The organism is Ensifer sp. ENS08 (genome assembly GCF_014852195.1).
Lineage (GTDB): Bacteria > Pseudomonadota > Alphaproteobacteria > Rhizobiales > Rhizobiaceae > Ensifer > Ensifer adhaerens.
In genome coordinates this window covers 320389-342985 of the sequence record NZ_JACVBF010000002.1, presented here as the reverse complement: position 1 = coordinate 342985, position 22597 = coordinate 320389, and the positions used below count along the sequence as shown (strand labels likewise).

27 protein-coding genes and 1 pseudogene are annotated in these 22597 nt (G+C 63.9%); 20 read left to right on the top strand and 8 right to left on the bottom strand.

The window, feature by feature from the left end; all coding sequences use genetic code 11:
- The first annotated feature begins 103 nt into the window (after positions 1-103).
- The 10 genes from IB272_RS07225 (at position 104) to IB272_RS07185 (ending at position 6756) form a co-directional block, all read left to right on the top strand.
- On the top strand, positions 104-736 hold the full coding sequence (locus IB272_RS07225; RefSeq protein ID WP_060582766.1) for a LysE family translocator: 633 nt from the start codon (positions 104-106) through the stop codon (positions 734-736).
- 133 nt (positions 737-869) lie between these two features.
- Entirely contained in the window at positions 870-2456 is a 1587-nt protein-coding gene (locus IB272_RS07220; RefSeq protein WP_192444247.1) for an acetolactate synthase large subunit, read from the top strand.
- 284 nt (positions 2457-2740) lie between these two features.
- Complete coding sequence (locus IB272_RS07215; RefSeq protein ID WP_192444246.1) at positions 2741-2977, top strand: helix-turn-helix transcriptional regulator; 237 nt, start codon at positions 2741-2743, stop codon at positions 2975-2977.
- Between the two features lie 546 nt (positions 2978-3523).
- Positions 3524-3733, top strand: a complete 210-nt coding sequence (locus IB272_RS07210) for a cold-shock protein (RefSeq protein ID WP_034792962.1) — start codon at positions 3524-3526, stop codon at positions 3731-3733.
- A gap of 126 nt (positions 3734-3859) precedes the next feature.
- Positions 3860-4135, top strand: coding sequence for a hypothetical protein (locus IB272_RS07205; RefSeq protein ID WP_034792960.1), 276 nt, complete (start codon positions 3860-3862; stop codon positions 4133-4135).
- 47 nt (positions 4136-4182) lie between these two features.
- Entirely contained in the window at positions 4183-4419 is a 237-nt protein-coding gene (rpsU, locus tag IB272_RS07200) for a 30S ribosomal protein S21 (RefSeq protein WP_034792958.1), read from the top strand.
- A gap of 43 nt (positions 4420-4462) precedes the next feature.
- Complete coding sequence (locus IB272_RS07195; RefSeq protein WP_060516031.1) at positions 4463-4684, top strand: hypothetical protein; 222 nt, start codon at positions 4463-4465, stop codon at positions 4682-4684.
- A gap of 176 nt (positions 4685-4860) precedes the next feature.
- Positions 4861-5244 (top strand): hypothetical protein, encoded by a 384-nt coding sequence (locus IB272_RS07190; protein ID WP_060582765.1) that lies wholly within the window; start codon positions 4861-4863, stop codon positions 5242-5244.
- 304 nt (positions 5245-5548) lie between these two features.
- Positions 5549-5671 (top strand): hypothetical protein, encoded by a 123-nt coding sequence (locus tag IB272_RS35325; RefSeq protein ID WP_255380515.1) that lies wholly within the window; start codon positions 5549-5551, stop codon positions 5669-5671.
- Positions 5672-5841: 170 nt separating this feature from the next.
- Positions 5842-6756, top strand: a complete 915-nt coding sequence (locus tag IB272_RS07185; RefSeq protein ID WP_060582764.1) for a pyridoxal-phosphate dependent enzyme — start codon at positions 5842-5844, stop codon at positions 6754-6756.
- 51 nt (positions 6757-6807) lie between these two features.
- On the opposite strand, the gene IB272_RS07180 is transcribed toward IB272_RS07185, so the two are convergent.
- The 4 genes from IB272_RS07180 to IB272_RS07165 all read right to left on the bottom strand — a co-directional run bounded on the left by IB272_RS07180 (position 6808) and on the right by IB272_RS07165 (position 10213).
- Positions 6808-7443 carry a hypothetical protein gene (locus IB272_RS07180; protein ID WP_127889174.1) on the bottom strand — a complete coding sequence of 212 codons (636 nt, stop codon included), beginning with the start codon at positions 7441-7443 and terminating at the stop codon, positions 6808-6810.
- A gap of 30 nt (positions 7444-7473) precedes the next feature.
- Positions 7474-8082 carry a hypothetical protein gene (locus IB272_RS07175; RefSeq protein WP_127889175.1) on the bottom strand — a complete coding sequence of 203 codons (609 nt, stop codon included), beginning with the start codon at positions 8080-8082 and terminating at the stop codon, positions 7474-7476.
- 284 nt (positions 8083-8366) lie between these two features.
- Entirely contained in the window at positions 8367-9386 is a 1020-nt protein-coding gene (gene ilvC / locus IB272_RS07170; protein WP_034792899.1) for a ketol-acid reductoisomerase, read from the bottom strand.
- Positions 9387-9565: 179 nt separating this feature from the next.
- Entirely contained in the window at positions 9566-10213 is a 648-nt protein-coding gene (locus IB272_RS07165; RefSeq protein ID WP_060582761.1) for a TetR/AcrR family transcriptional regulator, read from the bottom strand.
- 230 nt (positions 10214-10443) lie between these two features.
- Here IB272_RS07165 and IB272_RS07160 point away from each other — a divergent pair, with 230 nt between their 5' ends.
- A complete protein-coding gene (locus IB272_RS07160) occupies positions 10444-11022 on the top strand; it encodes an AAA family ATPase (RefSeq protein ID WP_034792881.1) in 579 nt (192 codons plus the stop codon).
- Positions 11023-11046: 24 nt separating this feature from the next.
- Here the strand turns inward: IB272_RS07160 and argS are convergent, their stop codons facing one another.
- Both argS and IB272_RS07150 read right to left on the bottom strand, forming a co-directional pair.
- Positions 11047-12750 carry an arginine--tRNA ligase gene (gene argS / locus IB272_RS07155; protein ID WP_060582760.1) on the bottom strand — a complete coding sequence of 568 codons (1704 nt, stop codon included), beginning with the start codon at positions 12748-12750 and terminating at the stop codon, positions 11047-11049.
- Between the two features lie 386 nt (positions 12751-13136).
- The gene (locus IB272_RS07150) at positions 13137-13985 is read right to left on the bottom strand and encodes a LysR family transcriptional regulator (protein ID WP_034792878.1); all 849 of its coding nucleotides are present in this window, start codon (positions 13983-13985) and stop codon (positions 13137-13139) included.
- A gap of 178 nt (positions 13986-14163) precedes the next feature.
- On the opposite strand from IB272_RS07150, the gene IB272_RS07145 reads away from it, so the two are divergent.
- The 8 genes from IB272_RS07145 (at position 14164) to IB272_RS07110 (ending at position 21176) form a co-directional block, all read left to right on the top strand.
- The gene (locus IB272_RS07145) at positions 14164-14772 is read left to right on the top strand and encodes a cysteine hydrolase family protein (protein WP_060582759.1); all 609 of its coding nucleotides are present in this window, start codon (positions 14164-14166) and stop codon (positions 14770-14772) included.
- A 177-nt stretch (positions 14773-14949) separates the two neighbouring features.
- Complete coding sequence (locus IB272_RS07140) at positions 14950-16287, top strand: efflux RND transporter periplasmic adaptor subunit (RefSeq protein WP_060582758.1); 1338 nt, start codon at positions 14950-14952, stop codon at positions 16285-16287.
- Positions 16288-16306: 19 nt separating this feature from the next.
- On the top strand, positions 16307-18250 hold the full coding sequence (locus IB272_RS07135) for a MacB family efflux pump subunit (protein WP_034792868.1): 1944 nt from the start codon (positions 16307-16309) through the stop codon (positions 18248-18250).
- Positions 18251-18342: 92 nt separating this feature from the next.
- Positions 18343-18831 (top strand): hypothetical protein, encoded by a 489-nt coding sequence (locus IB272_RS07130; protein WP_060582757.1) that lies wholly within the window; start codon positions 18343-18345, stop codon positions 18829-18831.
- A 39-nt stretch (positions 18832-18870) separates the two neighbouring features.
- Positions 18871-19296, top strand: a complete 426-nt coding sequence (locus IB272_RS07125; protein ID WP_060582756.1) for a hypothetical protein — start codon at positions 18871-18873, stop codon at positions 19294-19296.
- 166 nt (positions 19297-19462) lie between these two features.
- Positions 19463-19861 (top strand): hypothetical protein, encoded by a 399-nt coding sequence (locus IB272_RS07120; protein ID WP_034792862.1) that lies wholly within the window; start codon positions 19463-19465, stop codon positions 19859-19861.
- 44 nt (positions 19862-19905) lie between these two features.
- Positions 19906-20604, top strand: a complete 699-nt coding sequence (locus IB272_RS07115; protein WP_060582755.1) for a Type 1 glutamine amidotransferase-like domain-containing protein — start codon at positions 19906-19908, stop codon at positions 20602-20604.
- Positions 20604-21176 carry a nucleotidyltransferase family protein gene (locus IB272_RS07110; protein ID WP_060582754.1) on the top strand — a complete coding sequence of 191 codons (573 nt, stop codon included), beginning with the start codon at positions 20604-20606 and terminating at the stop codon, positions 21174-21176. Before IB272_RS07115 ends, IB272_RS07110 begins: the two co-directional genes overlap by 1 nt.
- Before the next feature lie 66 nt (positions 21177-21242).
- Here IB272_RS07110 and IB272_RS07105 read toward each other — a convergent pair whose 3' ends face one another.
- Positions 21243-21467: a DUF1127 domain-containing protein gene (locus IB272_RS07105; RefSeq protein WP_060582753.1), complete on the bottom strand. Its 225-nt coding sequence runs from the start codon at positions 21465-21467 to the stop codon at positions 21243-21245.
- Between the two features lie 113 nt (positions 21468-21580).
- On the opposite strand from IB272_RS07105, the gene IB272_RS07100 reads away from it, so the two are divergent.
- On the top strand, positions 21581-22498 hold the full coding sequence (locus tag IB272_RS07100) for a LysR family transcriptional regulator (protein WP_060582752.1): 918 nt from the start codon (positions 21581-21583) through the stop codon (positions 22496-22498).
- 3 nt (positions 22499-22501) lie between these two features.
- Here IB272_RS07100 and IB272_RS07095 read toward each other — a convergent pair.
- Positions 22502-22591, bottom strand: a pseudogene (locus tag IB272_RS07095) (DUF2280 domain-containing protein); the annotation flags it as partial.
- Positions 22592-22597 lie beyond the last annotated feature (6 nt).

Below are 22597 nucleotides of genomic sequence, written 5' to 3'. Positions count from 1 at the left end.
ACCCGCCGGCCCGAGCACTTGTGATTTTCCTTCAACTTTCCCGCGCAAGCCCTTACAACGACTCCCGCAAGAGGCCACGCAGCAGCAGACGAGGTATAACCGCATGCCATCGCTCGACATTCTCCTCACCTTCTTCGTCACCACGGCGATCTTCGCCTATATCCCGGGCCCGGCCATGCTCTACGCCGCCGCGCAAACCGTGGCGCGCGGCCGCTCTGCCGGAATGATGGCCTCGCTCGGCATTCATCTCGGCTGTTACGTGCACGTCATTGCCGCAGCTGCCGGCCTTTCGATCCTGTTTCATGCGGTGCCGACGCTGTATCTGGCAGTGAAGCTTGCAGGGGCCGCCTATCTCGTCTGGCTCGGCTTCACGCTGATGCGCACCAAGGCGACGGGCGACGGCAGCCTGCCCCTGACCGAGGCGAAATCGGCACGCCGCGCCTTCTTCGAGAGCATCACTGTCGAAGTACTGAACCCGAAGACCGCGATCTTCTTCGTCGCCTTCCTGCCGCAGTTCACTGATGCGTCTGCCGCCTTCCCGATCTGGGTGCAGTTCCTGCTGCTCGGCGCCCTCGCCAACCTGATGTTCTCCTCGGCCGATATCGTCTGCGTGTTCCTCGCCGGCGCCGTCATCTCACGGATGCGCCGCTCCGGCAGGGCGCAGCGCCTGATGCAGCGCGCCGGCGGCACAGTGCTGATCGGGCTTGGCGCCCACCTCGCCTGGCAGCGGACCTGATGCCCGTCCGTTGAGCCGGCGCAGCGCTGGCCGATTGGCGCTGGCCGACTGGTGCTGCGCCGGGCGGCTCGCCGGTTGCACCGGCGCAAGTTGCCGCTATCATGGCCCTTGAGGGCCATCGAGGGATACGCGCATGGGAGAAGGCGGCCAGGGATTTCGCACCACCGGCGCGGATGTGCTTGTCGATACGCTGCTTGCAAACGGCGTCGACGTCTGCTTCGCCAATCCCGGCACCTCGGAAATGCACTTCGTCGCGGCACTCGACCGCAAGCCGGAGCTGCGCTGCATCCTCGGCCTCAGCGAAGGCCTCGTGACCGGCGCCGCCGATGGCTATGCGCGCATGGCCGGGCGCCCGGCAGCGACCCTTCTGCACACCGGCCCTGGCCTTTCCAACGGCCTTGCCAACCTGCACAACGCCCGCCGCGCCCGGGCGGCTGTCGTCAACATCGTTGGCGACCACGCCTCCCATCACCTCCCGCTCGACGCACCGCTGACGACCGACATCGAGAGCTTGGCCGCGCCGATGTCGAACTGGGTCCGGCGCGTGAAGGATCCGGCTGACGTCGGTCCCACCGTTGCCGCCGCCGTTCAGGCCGCGCTGACGCCGCCGGGTGTCGCCACCATGATCCTGCCCGCCGACGCCGCCTGGGGAACGCTTGCCCTTGCCACCGCGCCACAAAAGGCGCCCATCGAAGCGCCGCGGCCGGCCAGCGCCGAGACGGTGCGCGAGGTGGCCCGCCTGATACGTTCGAATCCTCAAGGGGTCGCCATGGTCGTCAGCGGCGCTGCGGCGCAGGCCGATGGCCTTGCCGTTGCCGGGCGGATCGCGGCTGCGTGCGGCATCCAGCTTTTCAACGAGGTTCTGGTCGCCCACACCCAGCGCGGCCGCGGACGGGTCGCGCCGGCGCGCATCCCCTACCCGATCGACATGGCGCTCGCCACGCTCAAGGACGTCCGCGTTCTCATCCTTGTCGGCGCGCCCGAGCCGGTCGCCTTCTTCGCCTATCCCGGCATGCCGGGCCGGCTGGTGCCGGAGGGCTGCACGGTCGCAACCCTTGCCCGCCATGGCGAAGACCTGAAGGCGACGCTGGAGGCGCTTGGCGACGAACTCGGCGTCAGCCCGACCGGGCCGCTGCCGACGGCAGGCACCCCCACCGACACCGGCGAGCCCTCGGGCCCGCTCACCGAAGACGCGATCGCCGTCATCGTCGCGCACAAGGTGCCGGAAGACGCAATCGTCTGCGACGAAGGGGTCACCTCGGCGCGGCGCTTCTTCGCCCTGTCCGCCTTCTCCGCGCCGCATGACCTCATCATGCAGACCGGCGGCGCGATCGGCGACGGTATCCCGCTTGCGACCGGCGCGGCCATCGCCTGCCCCGATCGGAAAGTGATCTGCCTGCAGGCCGACGGCAGCGCCATGTACAACATTCAAGGCTTGTGGACCCAGGCGCGCGAAAACCTCGACATCGTCACCGTCATCTTCTCCAACCGCACCTATGCCATCCTGCATGCCGAGATGCGCAATGTCGGCGTCGGGGAGATCGGCATCAATGCGCGGCAGATGCTGAACCTCGACAACCCCGCGCTCGACTGGGTGTCGCTTGCCCGCGGCCTTGGCGTCGAAGCTGCCGTTGCCACTTCCTGCGAGGCCTTCGCCGCGCTCTTTTCCGCAGCGCTGTCGCGGCGCGGACCGTTCCTGATCGAGGCGCGCCTGGCGTGAGTTTCGGCGCCGTTTTCGCAGTCCTTGGGACGGCGATTGGCGAGCAGCCGCGGTACCCCGGATCGCCTGGAAAAGGATCGTCCAGAACCCGATAATCACAGGGTAAGATATTGATATAAGTAGTCTTTTTACAAAGATTCGGGCGCAAACTTGCGCCTGCGGACTTCTCGCTTATATTAGCGACGCCCTAGGTTCGCACTCATCTGCCTTGAGTCGCATTTCAGTTTTGGGCCCCCTTCAACCGGCAGCGTTCTTTGCCGGTGGACCAACGAAGGAGACACTTCATGTCCTTTAAGAAAGACCTAACCAAGGCTCCAGGCGCATCTCTGTCCCGCGTCAAAATCGGAGCCGCCATCAAGCGTTCGCGTGAAACCGCCGGTTATTCGGTTGACGATCTGTCGGTCACGACAGGCCTGACGGAAACTGAAATATCCAAGATCGAGCTCGGCGCCGATACCGATCCCGCCAAGCTGCAGCGCATCGCCGCCGCACTGCAGGTCTCGCCGCAGACCTTCACCTGAAAAGCGGGGGCGGTGCGCGACAGATACGCGTACCGCCGCCTGACCTCCCCTGCCACCGCTGTCCGGCGTGTTTCCTTTACCCCGTAGCCGATTAAAGGACAAAAGCATGCAGGATTTCAGAGTTCTGCAGCGACCTTCGCCCGTCTGACAAGACGCCCGGCGCTGTCGGGCGCGATGCGGAAGGCCAAGCCAGACTTCTCCCGACAGCAATCACGCAAATGCACTGCCTCCAAAGCGGTCGCGCTGTCGGCTGACCCATGCGCCATATTCAGTCTCCATCGGCAGGGACCGAGCGTTCAATAGAAAGAAAAATAGCGGCACGAAAACCCGCATTTTCAGGCCTTTGACAAGGCTTATACAAGGACGGGAAAATAGATAATTTAATATTTTCATTGAGTTTCAAAAAGTATCGTCTATATATCAACTCATCGAATATTGCTTGTGACCTTTGACACAGCGCTTATGCGCGGCCAGATCTCCTCTCAAATATCGATCACCGCCAGAGAAATATTTTCTGGCAAACTCCACGATTGAAAGGAAATCGTCATGGCTTCGGGCACTGTAAAGTGGTTCAACAGCACCAAGGGCTTCGGCTTTATTCAACCGGATGACGGCAGCACCGACGTGTTTGTCCATATCTCCGCAGTAGAACGCGCTGGTCTGCGCTCGCTCGCCGACGGTCAGAAGGTGACCTTCGACGTCGTCGCCGACCGCAAGTCGGGCAAGAGCTCGGCCGACAATCTGCGCGCCGAATAATTTGTCATTCGCCCTTCTCTGACCACGGATGTACTGGCAGGAAAGGCTTGAATGACGGGAAGAGGTCGGGGAACAACCCGGCCTTTTTGCATCTTTGGCCCCTTCACTTCCGATATGGAGCTCGTCATGAGCCGCACGGCCTGCGAGATCGGCGACAGGGTCAAACTGAGGGCATCCGCCACACAGTCGGCCTTGGTCAGCCCCTTCGGCGTCATCGTCGGCCTTTTGCCCACGGAAGATCGCGGCGAGCCCCGCTTTCGCGTACGGGTCGACGGTGAGACATTTGAACGCTCGGTCCTTGCGACCGACATCGAACACGCCGAGACCGCCACACCGGACCCCGCTCAGGCGGAAGCTACCGGCCCCTGGCTCAAGAAACTGAGCGCCAAGCGCGGCAGATAGGCGCATGCGCCTCGCCCGCGCTGCAATCGACAACAGGAGAACATGTTTTGCAGGTACTCGTTAGAGACAACAACATCGACCAGGCTTTGCGCATTCTGAAGAAGAAGATGCAGCGCGAAGGGCTTTTCCGCGAGTTCAAGGCCCGCAGCAGCTATGAAAAGCCGTCGGAAAAGCGCGTGCGGGAAAAGGCGGAAGCCGTCCGACGCCAGCGCAAGTTAGCGCGCAAGAAGCTGCAGCGCGAAGGCCTGCTGCCCAGCCCCAAGAAGGCGGCGCGCACGCGCTGACCCCTCTGGGTCGGCAGCACCCGCCCGTTTCAGGAGACAGGTCATGACGCCCAACGCTAACGCAGCATTCAAGCCGGCCAAGACCTCCGCGAGCGACAAGGCGGCCGCAACCGATCATACGGCGAGAGCCATCGTTGCGGCTGAAAAGATCGCCCGCGACAAGAAGACCGAAAAGCTCAAGGCGCAACGCCTTGAGCGCGCCGCCGCCGAACCGGCCGCGGAGGTGTCCGCAAGCAAGCCGACCCGGAAATCGCGCCGGTCCTGACTGACACAGAAACACACCCTCCTGGCCGCCGGCAACGGGCGTCAACCCTGAGGTCATCCCAGCACTGTCCACCCGAGACGGAAAGACGCTCCGGGGGTAGAATTCCTGGAAGAGCGCCTTGCGCGCTCGCACGCATGCGCCACGCAAACGACAGTTCCCATCAACAGGAGGGGCCTATGTCATCCGCAGAGCAGCATCCACTGATTCCCTCGGACCTTGCCATGCTCGACGGCGTGCTGCGGCGCGCGGGCTTTCACCAGCATGTCGACCTTGATGACCAGGAAAGCCTCCGTCTTGCCGCCGTCTTTCTGATCGGCAGGTTCCAGGCGGGCGTTACCACTGCCGATGCCCTGCTTTGCGAGCTTCAGGGCCGGAGCGGGCAGCGCACTCCGCGTCAGATTGAAACCGCAAATCTCGAACAGTGGGAGAACGATGGCGGCGCGCCGCAAAGGCGCAGCGCCGTTACCCGCTACACCGGCGCCCGACGCCTCCCCTGGCCGGAGGCCATGCCGCCCCGGGACCTGGCCTCGTTTGCTCGCAAAGGCCCAAAATCGGGATGAGGCTTGTGTGCTGGAACGCAAAAGGGTGCCGCCAAGGGGATCTTCCTTGTGCCGGACACTTTTGAGGCGCATGGTTTGACGATCGACACGGGCCGACTTGGCTTATCGCGGTGTGAGGGGCTCTCGAGCCGCCATATCCTCCTTTATCGACAGCAGCGCATGCGCGCGTTCGCGCCAAGGCGAGCCGCCGTCTGGCCAATTTCGCGGGCTGGGTAGCCATTGTCGTCACTGCCGAATTGCGGGCACGGCATTTCGCTCGAACGAACGGCGACGAGCCACCGCTTACTCACGATTGGACGAACCCATGTTCCACACGCTGACACACAGACTTCGCCGATACGACTATACTCTGGCGGCAATCAAGGCGTCGCTCGTCCTGTCCCTGCTCTTCGTCGCGTTCGTGACGCTGAGCGGCCTCTTGTGGTGACGGCCGCCGCAAATCCATGATGTTCCGTGAGATGACACGCAGCCATCCGCGGCGGAGTGCTTCCCCATATTGCGCCGACGTGGCGATCGGGGGCAAATTGCCTCACGATTCTCCCTGAGCTCCGTCACACCGGGGCACCCATCGGCATCGCGCCCGCAACGGAACATCTCATGCCACTTCACCTCGAAACTCCGCTGATCGAATCCCTGCCGCTGGGGCTTGCCTCGGGCCGCTCAATCTTTCTGAAGATGGACGCGCTGCAGCCACCGGGTTCGTTCAAGATCCGCGGCGTTGGCGCTGCCTGCGAGCACCACGCGCGCGCCGGCAAGCGGCGCTTCGTCTCCTCCTCCGGCGGCAATGCCGGCATGGCGGTCGCCTATGCCGGGCGCATGCTTTCGATCCCTGTATCCGTCTTCGTTCCCGAAACGACGACCGAGCGCGCGAAGGGCCTGATCCGCCAGCAGGGCGCCGACGTCATCGTGCACGGCGCCGCCTGGGATGAGGCGAATGCCGCCGCCCTCGCCTCCCTCGATGCCGACACCGCCTTCATCCATCCCTTCGACGACCCGCTGCTGTGGACCGGTCACGCGACGATGATCGACGAGGTCGCGCGATCCGGCCTCGCCTTCGATGCCGTGGTGCTGTCGGTCGGCGGCGGCGGACTGTTTGCCGGCGTTGCCGAGGGGCTCGCGCGCAACGGGCTTGGCCACGTGCCGATCCTTGCCGTCGAGACCGAAGGCACCGCTTCGCTGGCCGCCTCGATGGACGCGGGCTCGCTGACGGAACTCCCCTCCGTCAGCGGCATCGCAACGTCGCTCGCCGCCCGCAAGGTCAGCAAGCGCGCCTTCGAGCTGAGCCAGACGCGCCCAGTCGGGAGCGTCGTCGTCAGCGACACGGACGCCGCGCAAGCCTGCATCCGCTTCCTCGACGACCACCGCGTGCTGGTCGAGCCCGCCTGCGGCGCCGCCCTCGCCGTCGCCTACGCCCACGCCGACCGGCTGGCGCGCTTCGAGCGCATCCTGATGATCGTCTGCGGCGGCGCGACGACGACGGTCGAAAGGCTGCAGGCCTGGCAGGAGTTTTGAACCTCCTGGCCGCCATCGCGGAGACCGTCGACCAAGCCGCTGGCGGCAACCTCAAGAGGTAACGGCAGCGTCGATAAATGCCATCAGCATGCGAGGAATCCTGGATGAGGCATCGATCAAGAACGACAAGTCGGCGTCGCTTCCCTTGCCGGCCGCGATGCGGTCCGCAGCCTCCTTCGCCTCTACCGTGAGCGCCAGTAGCTGCACCAGAAGATCGTTCTGCGTGAGGAGCGGATCGGTGAACAACTGCGTTTGAACCAGCCAGGCGAGCGTCTTGGCGCTGATCTTTTTCGAAAAGCGCTTGTTTTTCGTCAGCAGTGTCAGCGAGTCGATAGCGGTTTTGTAGCTGGAAGCCGCTGATTTCATTGCCTCAAGCAGCTGCTCGTTTCCGCCCGAGACGATCGCCACCAGTGCTTTGCCTACCTGGCAATTGCCTTCCGCAAGGCCGCTGGTCGCTTTCCCGATCTCATTTCCTTCGTCGACCTTCCGCGCTTCCTCCTGGAACTTTTCGCGCTTGAACCCGATCAGGTCAAACTGGTCCTTCGCCGGCTCCTCTTTGGCGGCGTCCTGCGTGGCTTCCTGTGCGAGGGCAAACCGAGGATCCGGCAACGCGTTTAAGGCCATAGAGAGCAAGAACGTCACGCAGCACAGCGACCACGCTCTTCTGGAGCTACGAGTCCTCGACATCATTCCTCTCCCTCAAGAAGCTGGACGGAATTACTGGGTGTTTTTCTGACAAATGCTTCGTGTGTCCGCGAGCGGATCGTCGTCGCCTTTATAGAAGTTCTTGTCCTTCAACGGTCCGCAATATCTGTCGATGAACTCCTGCCATCCCTTCACAAAGCCGCCGTCCTCATGGAGGTCGTTGGCGATCACAAATGCGCTGTTGAAATCAAACAATCTGTTTGTCACTTCGCCCGCGGGCGCCGATGCGGTCTCTGTAAGCTTGTTTGCCACCAGAATCTGGACCTCATACCGGTTCTTCGCATCCAGTTGATCGCCTGCCACTTTGGTGGAGCACATCGTCAATCCCGTCGCGAGGCAGGCGGCAACCGCGGATATGGCGGCAGTCACGGTCGCCGCCTTCACATGCCACATGGATGGCTTGGCCTCGGCCAGCTCGGCTTGGGTGGCGCTCAGCTGGGAACGGAGCGGGCCCAGCTGCTTCAGCTCGTCTTCCGCAGCGAACAATTGATCGAGCGTGTCGGCCGCAACCGTTTCGCCTGCCGCGCTCGGCTGGACATCCAGTTTGTACTTGGCAACAAGCGCCCTGACCTCGCCTTCAACGCGAGTTGCCGCGTATTCCCTGATCGGTACGCGTGGCATCTGCCCTGCCCCCAGGATGTAGCAAATCACCCCACCCAACATATCAGCACTACCGAATATTCACAATTCCTAATTGACTTCTGCTGATTTTGCACGCCGCAGGCAGGAACGGGGCCATGGTGCGCGCGCCCTGCACGTGAACGGCCGTAGCGTCGATGGGCCAAGGATCGTCATGGTCGACTGCCCCAGGAGGCGCAGTCGGCTGCGAGGGGACCCTTGCTTCACCAAACGAAAAAAGCCGGAGCTTGCGCCCCGGCTTTCCTCATTCAACCGTTCGATAAGGCTTAGTTCTTCGCCTTGTCGACCAGCTTGTTCTTGCCGATCCAGGGCATCATGCCGCGGAGCTTGGCGCCGACTTCTTCGATCTGGTGGCTGTCGTTGACGCGGCGGATGCCCTTGAAGCGAGCCGCACCCGACTTGTATTCCTGCATCCACTCGGAGGTGAACTTGCCGGTCTGGATGTCCTTGAGGACGCGCTTCATTTCGGCCTTGGTTTCTTCGGTGATGATGCGCGGACCCGTGACGTATTCGCCCCACTCGGCCGTGTTCGAGATCGAGTAGTTCATGTTGGCGATGCCGCCTTCATAGATCAGGTCGACGATCAGTTTTACTTCGTGCAAGCACTCGAAATAGGCCATTTCCGGGGCGTAGCCGCCTTCGACCAGCGTTTCGAAACCGGCGCGGATGAGCTCGACGAGACCGCCGCACAGAACGACCTGTTCGCCGAAGAGGTCGGTTTCGCACTCTTCCTTGAAGTTGGTCTCGATGATGCCCGAACGGCCGCCGCCGACGCCGCAGGCGTAGGAGAGAGCGAGGTCAAGGGCGTTGCCCGAAGCGTCCTGGTGAACGGCAACGAGGCAGGGAACGCCGCCGCCCTTCTGGTATTCGCCGCGAACCGTGTGGCCGGGGCCCTTCGGCGCGATCATGACGACGTCGAGCGAAGCCTTCGGCTCGATCAGGCCGAAGTGAACGTTGAGGCCGTGGGCGAAAGCGATCGCAGCGCCGTCACGGATGTTGCCGGCGATTTCGGCCTTGTAGATTTCGGCCTGGAGTTCGTCCGGGGTCGCCATCATGATGAGGTCGGCCCACTTGGCGGCTTCTGCTACCGAGAGAACCTGGAGACCGTCGGCCTCGACCTTGGCAGCCGTTGCCGAACCCGGCTTCAGAGCGATGCGGATTTCCTTGGCGCCGGAATCCTTGAGGTTCAGCGCATGGGCGCGGCCCTGGCTGCCGTAGCCGACGATGGCGACCTTCTTCGACTTGATCAGGTTGATATCGGCATCACGATCGTAATAGACGCGCATTGTTGTGGTCCTTCCCGTTGTTTGTCAGTTGCTTCCGCTGCATTACCCGGGAGCTCCGGAGCCCTGCAGCAATTCCTGGTGTCGCAGCGACCTTTGCGCTTCTTTCGAAGCGCGGCGCTGTGACTTTTCTTTGCCGCAGCGACCTTTACGCTTCTTTCGAAGCGCGACGCTGCGGGCCGTTACCTTTTCGTGCCGTAAAGCGAAAGGAAGGCGGATACCGCCTGCTCCGCCTTGCGGCCAAAACTTTGTCTCATCTCGCCGGCCTCTTCGCCGAGCAGCATCTTCAGATGCCAGTCGGAGACGATCAGCCCATAAAGCGCGCCATAGGCCTCGTCGGCATCGTCGAACATCAAGAGGCCTGCCTTGCGGCCGGCTTCGAGCAGCGCTGCGGCCCGGCGGCCGATCTGCCGACGCCCGCGTTCCTGCAGCATGTGGCCGAGCTTGGAGCCGTCGCGGCTCGCCTGGCCGATCGCCAGACGGTTGAGCGCCAGCGACACGTCACCGGCGAGAACCTCAAGCAGATCCTTGGCAAAAACGATCAGATGCCGCTGCAGGCTCTCGGCATCGAGCGCGCGGGCGGCAACGTCCTGCGTGCGCACCTTGCTCGCCTGGAAGCCGATCATCGCCGAAATCAGCCCGTCACGATCGCCGAACCACTTGTAGAGGCTTTCCTTGGAGCAATTGGCAGCACGCGCGATGCCGGCCGTCGTCAGCGCCTTTTCGCCGCCGTCGACGAGAAGTCGCAATGCCTGCTCGAGAACGGCGCCCTGACGTTCCGTCAGCCCCTCCCCGGCATTCGCCTCTCTCATCGCCACAGTCATCTGCACGCTGCCTCGCCCTCGATCAGTACCGTACGGTACGGTTCGCATTCTTCTAGTGAAGCCTCTCCAGAGCGTCAAGACGATTCTTGCAAAGGGGCGAAATTTCGACGGTGACGGCGCAGAAGCAGCGCCATAGGGTGCGAACCGACGGAATGGAGGTCGACCTGCCCTCGTCAGACGCAGGTGTTTGATCGTGGCGCGGTCGATCACGCGATCGATGGAATGGAGTCCAACGCATGCAGCAGCCGGCCCTCGGGATCCTGATTGGAGGAAGCTCGCATGTCGGGAAGTCGACACTCGCCAGGGCTCTCGCAAGTTCGCTCGGGCGGGAGCTGATCTCGACGGACGATCTGGGCCGCCATCCCGGCAGGCCCTGGCCGTCGGTCCGTCCTCAGGTCGCCGAGTACTATGCAAGCCTGACCGACGAGACCATCCATTGGTTCCTGAAGGTGCACCACGAAAACATGTGGCCGCGCATCCGCCAGATCATCGAAAGCCGCCTAAAACACGCTCAACCCTTCGTGCTTGAAGGTGCCGCGCTCCGGCCGGAGTATATGGCTCAATTCGAACAAGAGGACATCCTCCCCCTGTTTCTCTACGCGGATGACGCTTTCCTGCGCCGGCGTATGCTGGAAGAATCTCGGCGCGCAGATGCTGACGGGACGAAGGCCGCGATCATCGACAAGTTCATCGAGCGCTCGATCCGCGAAAACAGAGAGATGCTGGAGGCTGCCGGAACCGCCGACATCCGGTGTATCGATGTCGCGGCGCCCGGGACGCTCGACGCCTTGGTGAAAGAGTTTTCGGCGGCCTGATCACCGAGGTCGGCCAACCGAACGTTACATGCGCCGCACCGGCTCCATTCCAAGAAGCTCCAGACATTTCCCGATGACCTGTGCGACGAGCCTGCATGTGGCAAGCCGACCCGACGGATCATCTGCCTTCAGCACCGGGCAATCCGCGTAGAAGCGGCTGAACGCATCTGCCACCTGGTAGGCCCGGTCGGCGATCTCGAAGGATTCGAGCTGTTGCGCCGCCTGCGAAAGCGCATGCGGATACCAGAGACATTCCATCAGCACGGCCCGCTCGGACGGATGGCTGATCGAGACCATCTCGGCTGGAACCATGCCCGCCTCCTCGGCCTTGTCCAGGATCGATGAGATCCGGGCGTAGGCATATTGAAGATACGGACCCGTCCGCCCCTCGAAGGAGGTCATCTTGTCGATGTCAAAAACATAACCTGTGTTTCGCGGCGTGGAGAGGTCGGTAAACTTCAGGGCGCCGAGACCGACGGCCGTGGCCGCCTCGCCGTCAGTCACCTTTTCCGACGACTTGGCAAGCGCCAGATCGATCATGTCGCCGAGCGAGGCGGCCGACCCGTCGCGGGTCTTGAAGGGCTTGCCGTCGCTGCCACGAACGGTGCCGAAGGTCGCGTGCCGCAGTTCGACGCCGTCGGCATAGCCTGCCGTCCGCGCCGCCGAAAACACGCTGGCAATATGCAGCGCCTGCCGGTCGTCGGTGCAATAGACGATCTGCTCTGCACCGAGATCGCGCACCCGCTGGCGCAGCGTCGCGAGATCCGTCGTGCCGTAAAGCGCAGCGCCGTCGCTCTTCTGAAGAAGCAGAGGTGGTGCATTGTCTGAAAGTCCGTCACCGGCGACATCGATGACAAGAGCACCGTCGCTCTCCCGAGCGAGCTTGCGGGCAACGAGGTCGGCAAGCATGGGCGCGACTTCGGCATGCGCATCGCTTTCTCCTTTGAACAGGTCGAAATGCGCCCCTAGCACTTGTGCTGTGGCCGAGATCGCGACCAGGGAACTGGCCCGCATGCGCCCCCAGGCCGCGGTCAGGAGTGGATCTCCGTCCTGCAGTCTCGTGGTCAGCATCCGCGCCTGCGCAAGCGACGTCTCGTCCTCGCAGGCCGCATTGCCCGACCTGTAGAGAATGCCAAGTTCATCGACGGTCATGGCATCGAATGCGCGGGGATCGATGAAGGGCGCGGGATCGCCGACTTTCCATCCGGCGGCCAGGGCCGCACCCAACAGAAGCTTGCCCATCTGCAGGCCCCAGTCGCCGAGATGGATATCGGACAGCACGTCGTGGCCGATCTCAAGCAGGATGCGCCGCAGGCTTTCGCCGATGACGAAGGAACGCAGGTGCCCGACATGCAACGCCTTGGCGACGTTGGGTCCGCCGAAATCGATGATGGTGCGCAGCGGCTGCACCTTCTCGGCGGCAAGCGATCCATCGGCTAGCATCGCCGTCGCCTCCGCGGCAACCGCCGCATCCGTCAGCCGGACGTTGATGAAACCCGGCCCGGCGACGGACACTTCCGCGAATTCTTCGCCGCGCGCCGCCTCGGCAACCTCAGCGGCAAGTTCGCGCGGATTCCGGCCGGCGGATTTTGCCAACCGCATCATGTCGTTGCATTGGAGATCGCCGAACTCGGGCCGTGTCGACCGGGCGATGGAGGGTTCGGCTTTAAGGCCGTTCAGTTCATAGGCGCGAGCAAGGGCTGCGAGTGCTGCCGATTTGACGGACATGGATCATTTCCTGAAATTGCATGAAAAGGAGCGCAAAAGCGTTGAGAGCTTCAGCGTCGTCGTTCTGCAATTTTCGGAACCATGTTCATGGCAAACCTCGAGATTGGAGCCCTTCAATAGTCCGTTCGGTGACCGCTGGCAATGTTATGATCGCCTGCGCCGTCACTACGATGGTGTGGCTCAGAAGGGGCCCTTCTTCCGCCTGGCGGCACCCACTCGCCCAACAAGGCCCGCCCGATTTCCCGCTAATCGCGGACTTCGTTCGCAGCGCCGGCAGCATGGCACGTCCCCTATCCCCGCCCGCGGGGAGAGCGTTATTCCTCGGGTTAAACCCGATGAGCGGGGCAATGCCTCTGGACACGCGAACACCACGCCTCAACCAACACCTACTTCCACCCCCGAACCGCCTCTTCGATGAAAGCCGCGACCGCCGCCACGCTCGGCACGCGCGCCCGTTCCGGGTGCATCATCAGATAGACCGGGCGCTCGGCGGCCGCCCCCGGTTCGTCCACCGCCTCGAAACGCGGATCGCGTGAGGCCGAAACCTCCGGCAGCATCAGTTCGGCGCCGAGCGAAAGGGCCGCCTCCATCAGGATCTCCAGCTTGTCGGCCGTCAGCGCCACGCGGGCATCCGGTCTGAGCCGGTCAAGCGCCTGCATCTCCGGCACATGGGCGAGTGCCGGGCCGTAGCGCACGACCGGGCATGGGCCCTCTCCCTGCCCCCTCGGCCGGAACAGACGGAAACGCAGCGTGCCGAGGCTCTTCACCCGCACACTGTCTTCGCCGGTGCGCGCCATGCGGATGGCGATGTCGGCCTCGCGCCGCTCGATGCTCAGCATCTGGTTGTCGGCAACGAGATCGAGGGTGAGGCCCGGATGGCGCTGTTCGAGGCGGGCAAGCGCCGGCGCCAGGATGGCGCTCAAGACGAAGCCGATGCTGGTCACCCGTACCTGGCCCTGCAGTTCCGCCGTGCGCCGCAGCAGCGTCGCCAGCGACAGCGACGCCTCCTCCGAGATCGTCCGAAGCCGCTCGACGACGGGGGAAAGCACCGGCGTCGGCGTCAGCCGGCCGTCGATGCGGTCGAAGAGCGCCGCCCCCACCCGCCGCTCCAGCGCCGCAAGCCGGCGCGACACCGTGGTCTGGTCGACACCAAGCGAGCGCGCCGCCTGGCTGAGCGTCGCACCGCGCACCAGATGATCGAGCAGTTCGAGATCCGCCCATCCCCCTGCATTCATGCAGATAGTCCTCCGAAAAATTCGGATCACTCTGCGCCAACGCAGCCGCTAAGATCAAGCCCATAGACCGACCGCTTCGACGAACCAACGCCAGGGCTACGGCCCCGAAACCACCGCCCGGCCAGGGCTGCCTTCCACCGCCCCCCCTGCGCCGTCCGCACAAACAAGGAGCCTTCCCATGTCCGATTCCGCGCCCGCAGCAACCCTTTTCACACTTGCCGGCGTCACGCTCGCCCCGCCGCCGCTTGGCGAAGCGACGCTGGTGCTGATCGACTACCAGAACGAATATCTGGCCGGCCCCGTGCGCCTGGTCGAGCCGGAAGCGGCGATCGAAAAGGCGCGGCAGTTGCTGGTCGCCGCTCGCGCCGCCGGCGCGAAGATCATCCACGTCGCTCATAAGGGGGCCGCCGGCGGCATGTTCGACCGGGGGGCGCACCGCGGCGCGATCGTCGATGCGCTGACGCCAATCGCCGGCGAAGCGGTGGTCGAGAAGATCCGGCCCAACGGCTTTTCGGACACCAACCTTGCCGAAATCATTGGGCCGGCCGGCACGCCGGTGATCTTCGCCGGCTTCATGACCCACAATTGCGTGTCGTCGACCGCCCGCGCGGCCAAGGACCTCGGCTACGGCATCACCATCGCAGCCGATGCCTGCACCACACGCGACCTACCATCGGCAAGCGGCACCATCTCCGCCCGTGCCCTGCATGAGGCCGAACTTGCCGGCCTTGCAGACCACCACGGCGCGGTCGTCAATGTCGTCGCGCTGATGGCGGCACGCAGCTGAGAGACCCGTCGTTCCCTTCGAAAACGGGGCGTCCGAAGCCGCGGGCGCCTTTCTCTTGCCATGCAGATGGCGAAGATTACGAAAATATAATGATCTCAATGCTTTTCGCCGGGTCCATTCGCTTCTATTTTTGAACCTATCCATTTTGGCATCGGCGATGCCGGTTAGGCGCAAGCGATGATCAAGACAGCCAAGACGGCGCGAGCCGACACCACGCCCCGAGACGATGCGGCGCCCAACGTCACCTTCATTCCCGGTGCGGTGAAGACGGTGAAGCGCAGGCGCCGCTCGCGAGCCTGGCTGTGGCTGCCGGTCATCCTCGCCGTCGCCGGCGCCGGCTATTACGGCTGGACGCGCTATGGAGAGAACCCGGCCTCGACCGCAATGGTGACCGAGGTGGTGACCCGCGGCGACATCGAAAACAGCGTGACCGCCGTCGGTACGCTCGACGCGGTCAATTCCGTCGATGCCGGCGCCCAGGTCTCCGGCCAGTTGAAGGCGCTGCATGTGGCGATCGGCGACACGGTCACGCAAGACCAGCTCGTCGCCGAGATCGATCCGGCCACCATCGAGAACCGCATAGAGATCGACCAGGCGGAGCTTGCCAACCTTCAGGCCCAGCTCATTTCCAAGAGGGCGCAGCTCGTCCTCAAGCAGGCCAATATCGACCGCCAGCGCAATCTCGTCGAAACCCGGAGCGTGGCGCAATCGACGCTCGACCAGGCGATTGCCGATCTCGCCGCCGCCGAGGCCGACGTCAACGCCATCGAGGCGCAGATCCGCAAGCAGCAGGCGACCCTTGCCGGCGACAAGGTCGATCTCGGTTACACCAAGATCTACGCGCCGATCTCGGGCACCATCGTCGCCAACCCGGCCAAGGCCGGCCAGACGCTGAATGCCAACCAGACGACGCCGACCATCGTCACCATCGCTGACCTCTCGACCATGACCGTCAAGGCGCAGGTGTCGGAAGCAGACGTCACCCGGCTGAAGGTCGGCATGGATGCCTATTTCACCCTGCTCGGCCAGCCCGGCAAACATTTTGCCGGCAAGCTTCGCCAGATCCAGCCGATGCCGGACACGGCCAACAACGTCGTGCTCTATTACGCACTCTTTGACGTGCCCAATCCCGAAGGCGAACTGATGATGTCGATGAGCGCCCAGGTGTTCTTCGTGCAAGCCGCCGCCAAGGACGTATTGATCGTGCCGAGCGGCGCCTTGAGCCATCCGGCCAAGGGTACGGGAGATGCAACGGGTGAGAGCAACGGCCGACGCGACGGCCAGAGAAACGGAACCGGAAGCGGGCCCCGCAAGGCGCAGGTGACCGTGGTTACGGCTTCCGGCGCGCTCGAAACCCGCGACGTCGAAATCGGCATTCGCAACCGCGTCAGCGCCGAGATCAGAAGCGGCCTCCAGGAGGGCGAGAAGGTGGTCGTCAGCACCGGATCGACAGGGAGCGGCAACGCCCGCGACAACCGAAACCAGCGTGGCATGCGCATGCCGCCGATGTTCTGATCCAAGCTCGATAGTGGCCATGACCCCGCTTCTCTCACTCAGGCACGTCAGCAAGACCTATTTCAACGGCGACCTCGCCGTCGAGGTCCTGCACGGCCTGTCGCTCGATATCGAGGCGGGCGAGTTCGTGGCGATCGTCGGCCAGTCGGGTTCCGGCAAGTCGACGCTGATGAACATACTCGGCTGCCTCGACCAGCCGACCGGCGGCGACTACCTGATCGATGGCGAGAGCGTCGCTACCCTCGACAGTGACGAGCTCGCGGCCCTTCGCCGCCGCACCTTCGGCTTCGTCTTCCAAAGCTACAACCTCATCCCGACAGCAAGCGCCAAGGAAAATGTCGAGGTACCGGCCGTCTACGCCGGCATGTCCGCCCGCGACCGGCACGACCGCGCCGAGGCGCTGCTTGAAGCGCTGAAGCTCGGCGAGCGCCTCGACCACCGGCCGGGCCAGCTGTCGGGCGGCCAGCAGCAACGCGTCTCCATCGCCCGCGCGCTGATGAACGGCGGCCGGGTGATCCTGGCCGACGAGCCGACCGGCGCGCTCGACAGCCAGAGCGGCTCGGATGTGATGGCGCTGTTGCGCGACATGAACGATCAGGGCCATACGGTCATCGTCATCACCCATTCGCGGGAGGTCGCCGAACAGGCCGACCGGCTGATCGAGATCCATGACGGCCGCATCGTCGCCGACCGCGCCAAGAAGGCCCGCGTCAACGCCGAAGGGGCGGCCGCCCTCGCCCGCCATGTCAGCGAAGGCTCGGCCGCGATCGCCGATGTCACCGAAGCCGTCAAGATGGCGTTCCGGGCGCTGAAGGCCAATCTGTTCCGCACCATCCTGACCCTGCTCGGCATCGTCATCGGCGTCGGCTCGGTGGTCGCGATGCTCGCGATCGGCACCGGCGCGCAGGATTCTGTTCTGAGCCGCATCTCGTCGATGGGCTCGGACCTGCTGGTGGTGCGGCCGAGCATGGCGAATTTCCGCGGCAGCGCGGGCGGCAGCAACGTGACGCTGGTGCCCGCGGATGCGGACGCGATCCTGGAGGTGCCGAATGTCGCCTTCGCCGTGCCGGAGATGACCAGCTCCGTCACGCTTCGCCGCGGCAATGTCGACTATCAGACCACCGCCAACGGCACCGTACCGCAGTTTACCACCGCCAAATCCTGGAAGATGGCCAAGGGCGAGTTCATCAACCAGAACGACATGGACACCTACGCACCTGTGGCCGTACTCGGCCAGACGGTCGTGAAAACGCTCTTTCCAGACGGCGACAACCCGATCGGGCAGTATGTGCTGGTCAACAAGATCCCCTTCCAGGTGATCGGCGTGATGGCGGAAATGGGCGCCACCTCCTTCGGCAACGACCAGGACGACGTGGTGCTGGTGCCGCTTTCGACCGGCAGCATCCGCCTCTTCGGCCAACGCAACATCCGCACCATCACCGTTCAGGTGAAGGACGGTTCGGCGATCGACATCACGCAGCAGACGATCCAGGCGCTGCTCGACCAGCGCCACAAGCGCCAGGACACGCAGATCACCAACATGTCCTCCGTGCGCGAAGCCTTCACCGAGACCTCGAACACGCTGAAACTGTTCCTCGCCTCGGTCGCCGCGATCTCGCTGCTCGTTGGCGGCATCGGCGTGATGAACATCATGCTCGTCTCGGTCAGCGAGCGTACCCGCGAAATCGGCGTGCGCATGGCGACCGGCGCCCGCCAGCGCGATATCCTGTTGCAGTTCATCATCGAGGCGCTGGTCGTCTCGGCGATCGGCGGCACGCTCGGTGTGGCGCTCGGGCTTGGCACCGGCGCGCTTGCCGGCCAGTTCGGCATGCCCGTTTCCTTCACCCTCGGCCCGGTGGCACTCGCCTTTGCCTGCGCCTTCCTGACCGGCCTCGTCTTCGGCTTCCTGCCCGCCCGCAACGCCTCGCGCCTGCAGCCGGCGGTGGCGCTGAGCGCGGATTAGGCAAAAGCCACGCTCCTGCCCGCCAGACGATAGACAAGTGTCGCGACACGACCCAAGATGGCAGGCATTGCATGCTTGGGGGATAATTCGCGATGTGGAAGGCGTTTGCTGTTTTTTACTGCCTGTTGGCGACGTTCGGCGTCCTGCTTGGCGGCTACATCATGGCGGGCCGGTCAGTGCCGATGTCGACTATCGGCCTTGGCCTGGCTTCCGTGGCCTTCGTGATGGCGTTTTTGACCGCCGTCGGGCTCGTCGCCTACGCCTTCAACCTGAATGCCCCACCCTATGGGCTCTGGCGGCCGCTGAGCTGGCTCATCGGCGTCTATCAGTTGCTGGTGTCGCTGCTCAGCGTCGTGCGGTTCGCACAGATGTTCGCCACCATCCCGGCCGGAAGCGACGTGGGCGTCACGAACCTCATCTGGCTGGTGCTCGGCCTGGCTCTCAACTATTTCAGCTGGCTCGGCGTCTGGCGCTATGGACGGCGCATGGCGCAGCAACCGGCGCAAGCGCGGTGGAGGCAAGCGTTGCAGGATCTATTCCAGGCTGGTGCGGATCCTGCGGCAAAACCCCGTTCCTTCTGAGGACGGACGAAGCATTCTGGTTGGGAGATAGGCGTCGCGATGTGGAAGGCGTTTGCAGTTCTCTATGGGCTGCTTTTCATTTTCATGCTGTCATCGGCTTTCGTCACGCTACCCCCTGAAATCGCGGTGCAGCTGTCGTCCGCCGACCGAGCCCTGTTCTATGCTGGCCTGGCCGTGGAATTTGCTGCCATGATAGGCGTCTTTGCCTATGCCTTCGGCCTGAGGGTCCCGCCCTTGCCATTTTGGCGGCCATTCAGCTGGGTTCTCGCCTGCTGGTGTCTCTACACGTTGATGGCCGATGCCTGGGATCTCGTCACGCTCATTTCCAGCCCCCAGGCCGGAGACGAAGGCCTGCTGTCGGCCTCCCTCGGTTTGCTGTTCCTGCTCCTTCTCAGCTATTTCGGCTGGCTCGGCGTCTGGCGCTATGGCCGCCGCATAGAGCAGCAGCCGGCCGCGATGGGCTGACAGCGGAACGTCAGCGCGCCAAGCACTCCGGTGAAAGAATGAGAGAGCGGGCGGCATGCAGGCCGTTTGAGGCGTAAGGCCTTGCGACAACCTCGCCCGCCGAACGATAGACAAGGCGCCCATCACCGCCGAAGCTGCCACCAACGCAGATACAGGATGATTCGCGATGTGGAAGGCATTTGCAATTTTCTACGTGCTCAGCCTTGCTTTCGGCCTGGTCATAGGCGCGACGCTGCTCCTGAGCTTTTGGGACGAGATGGCATACGGGATCAAGATCCTCGGCGGCGTCAGCCTGGTCATGGCGCTGGCAACGGCGATCGGTCTCGTCGCTTACGCCTTTAATCTGCAGGTCCCGCCGTTCGGGTTCTGGCGGCCCTACAGCTGGCTGCTCGGCATCCTTCTCGGCGGCCTGTCGCTGATCAGCGTCGTGCGATTTGCCGGTCAGTTCGAAGGCGGTGACGACCTCACCACTCTGCTCTGGCTTTGCCTGTCGCTTCTCGTCAACTATTTCAGCTGGCTCGGGATCTGGCGTTACGGCCGCCGGGTGAAGGCGATCGCGGGCTAGCCCGAGCGAACCGGGCTATAGCCCTTCGTCACGACAGGAAAGACATGCTCAACCTCGTCCTCTACAGCGACCAGATCGTCTCCGCCTGCTCGGCGATCGACCTCAGGCTTGTGGAGATGTTGGCGGCAGGCGGCGCTGGAAAACGCATCGCCTATGTCGCCTCCGGTCCGGAACGGGACCGCGGCTTCTTCCTTGCCGGGCAGGCCTATTACGGCAGGCTGGGTCTCGATCTCGCGCTGTTCTTCGATCTCGACGAACCGCATTCGGCAGACGACATTGCAGCGCTCTTCGCCTCAGACGCCATTCACCTTGCAGGCGGTCACACCGGCGGCTTTCTCGAACGGCTGAAGCGAAGCGGCATGCTCGGGCCGCTTCGCGACTGGGCACAGTCCGGCGGCATCCTCATCGGCGTCAGCGCCGGCGCCATTCTCATGGCGCCGACGATCGCGACCGATGCGCTCTTCATCGGGCTGGAGCCGGAGGAAATCACCGACGGCGATGCGCTTGATCTCGTGCCCTTCGAGTTCTTCCCGCACCTGAGCGACGACAAGAGCTACCTGCCCGCTCTCTTGCGCTACAGCCTGTCGACGCCGCGACCGATCCTTGCCTGCAACGACGGCGACGGCATCGTCGTTGCAGACGGGCGGATCGAGTGTCTTGGAGATCCTCTATGGATCTCGGCGGGAGCCGCGCGAGCACCGGCGGAAAGCATGCTTCAAGGCTTCATGCCGATGCAGATTTGATGGCGGACCTGCAGACTAACATCCTGAAGAGCCCGCTCTTGGCTCCGATCCTCGATCGCTGGGACCGGATTGCCCTGCCCGATGGCTGGCTGGCAGCCGGCGCGATAGCGCAGACCGTCTGGAACCATGCCTTCGCCCTGCCGCCGACGCACGGCATCAGCGATATCGACATCGTCTATTTCGACGGTGACGACCTCTCGCAAGAGGCGGAGGCCACGCATGCGAAGCGGATCGAAGGCCTGTTTGCGGATCTGCCCGTGCGGATCGACGTCAAGAACGAGGCGCGCGTTCACCTCTGGTACGAGGACAAGTTCGGCACGCCGATCAGGCCCTATCTATCGGCGGAAGAGGCGATCGCGACATTTCCGACGACAGCGACCGCTATCGGCCTTCGCCCGTCCCGGGGCGGACTGGAGATCTGCGCCCCTTTCGGCCTTGAGGACCTGCTCGCACCGATCGTGCGGGCCAACAAGAGCCAGATCACCCGCGCCATCTACGAGCGCAAAGTGGAACGGTGGCGCGCCCTTTGGCCGGGCCTTGCGATCGAAAGGTGGGACGTGAGGCCGGCTTGAGACGAGACGCTCCTGTCACTGCCGCCCCACCAGTTGTGGTCGGGAACGGCACGCGCGCCGAAACCGCTACATCGCGCCCGCCCGTGCGGCCTCCGCATGCCGAACGACGACGGCCCCTTCGCGCGCCGGAACCGGCGCAACCTTGCGCCTTCCCAGCTGAGCTTCCGCCTCCGTCAGGCCGATATCGGCCAGATGCTCAGCATCCAGTTCGCGCAGTTGCTGCAATTGCCAGTACCGCGAGCGCGGCGAAGCGACGAGATAAAGACCGAGTTCCCGGATCATGTCGAACATCCATGTTTCGTTTCCAACCATGGACACAGTCTGCGCCTCGACATCTCCTAAAAGAAGCTTAGCATTCCTATTCCACGCATAAGAGAAACTTTGACAATAAGAGAAACCTGGGCATGAGTGCGCTTGACCTCGATTATCTCAAAACCTTCGCGCTGGTCGCCGAACTCGGCAGCTTCTCGGCCGCCGCCGAGCGCTTGGGCCTGACCCAGCCGGCGGTCAGCCTGCAGGTGCGGGTGCTGGAGAAGCAGCTCGGCGTGCGCCTGGTCGAGCGGGTCGGCCGCAGGGCGCGGCCGAGTGCGGCCGGCGAGGAGCTGCTGGCCCATGCCGGCAGCATCGAGGCTGCCACCAGCCGGGCGATCGAGGCCGTCGCCCGCCACGCCAAAGGCGTTCTCGGGCGCGTCCGGCTCGGCACCGGCGCCACCCCGTGCGCCTTCCTGCTGCCGCCGCTTCTGGCCGATCTCAAGCGCCGCTTTCCTGATCTAGACATCACCGTGACAACCGGCAACAGCGCCGACATCGTCCGCGCGGTCGACGAGAACCTCATCGACATCGGCCTCGTCAGCCTGCCCGTTTCCGGCCGCATCTTCGATATCACGCCGCTCTTCGACGAGCGCTTCGTGGCGATTGCGCCGCTCGGAAGCGCCCTGCCCGATACCGTCACGCCCGCGATCCTGGCTGAACGGCCGCTGATCCTCTACGAGCCCGGCGCCAACACGCGAAGGATCACCGACGAATGGCTGGCCACCACAGGCACGACCGTCAAGCCGGTGATGGCGCTCGGCAGCGTCGACGCGATCAAGGAGATGGTCGCCGTCGGCCTCGGCTCAGCCCTCGTTCCGGAAATCGCCCTTCGCCCCGGCGACCGGGAGCGGCTGGTGGTGCGGCCCGTCACCCCAACGCTCTTCCGCCGCTTCGCCCTGGTGCTTCGAAGCGACAAGCGGCTCGACCGGGCGCTGCGCGAAACGCTCGCCGCGCTGAAGACAACGGCGACTGGACTAGATACGCCCGAGGGCCGGACGCAGGGCCGCTAAAGACGCCGCAGCGACGACGGGCGGGCTGTCGAACCATGCCAGAGCCTGCACGATGTAGGTCTTGACCTCATCGCTTAGTTTTGGTTTGGCCATTGATCT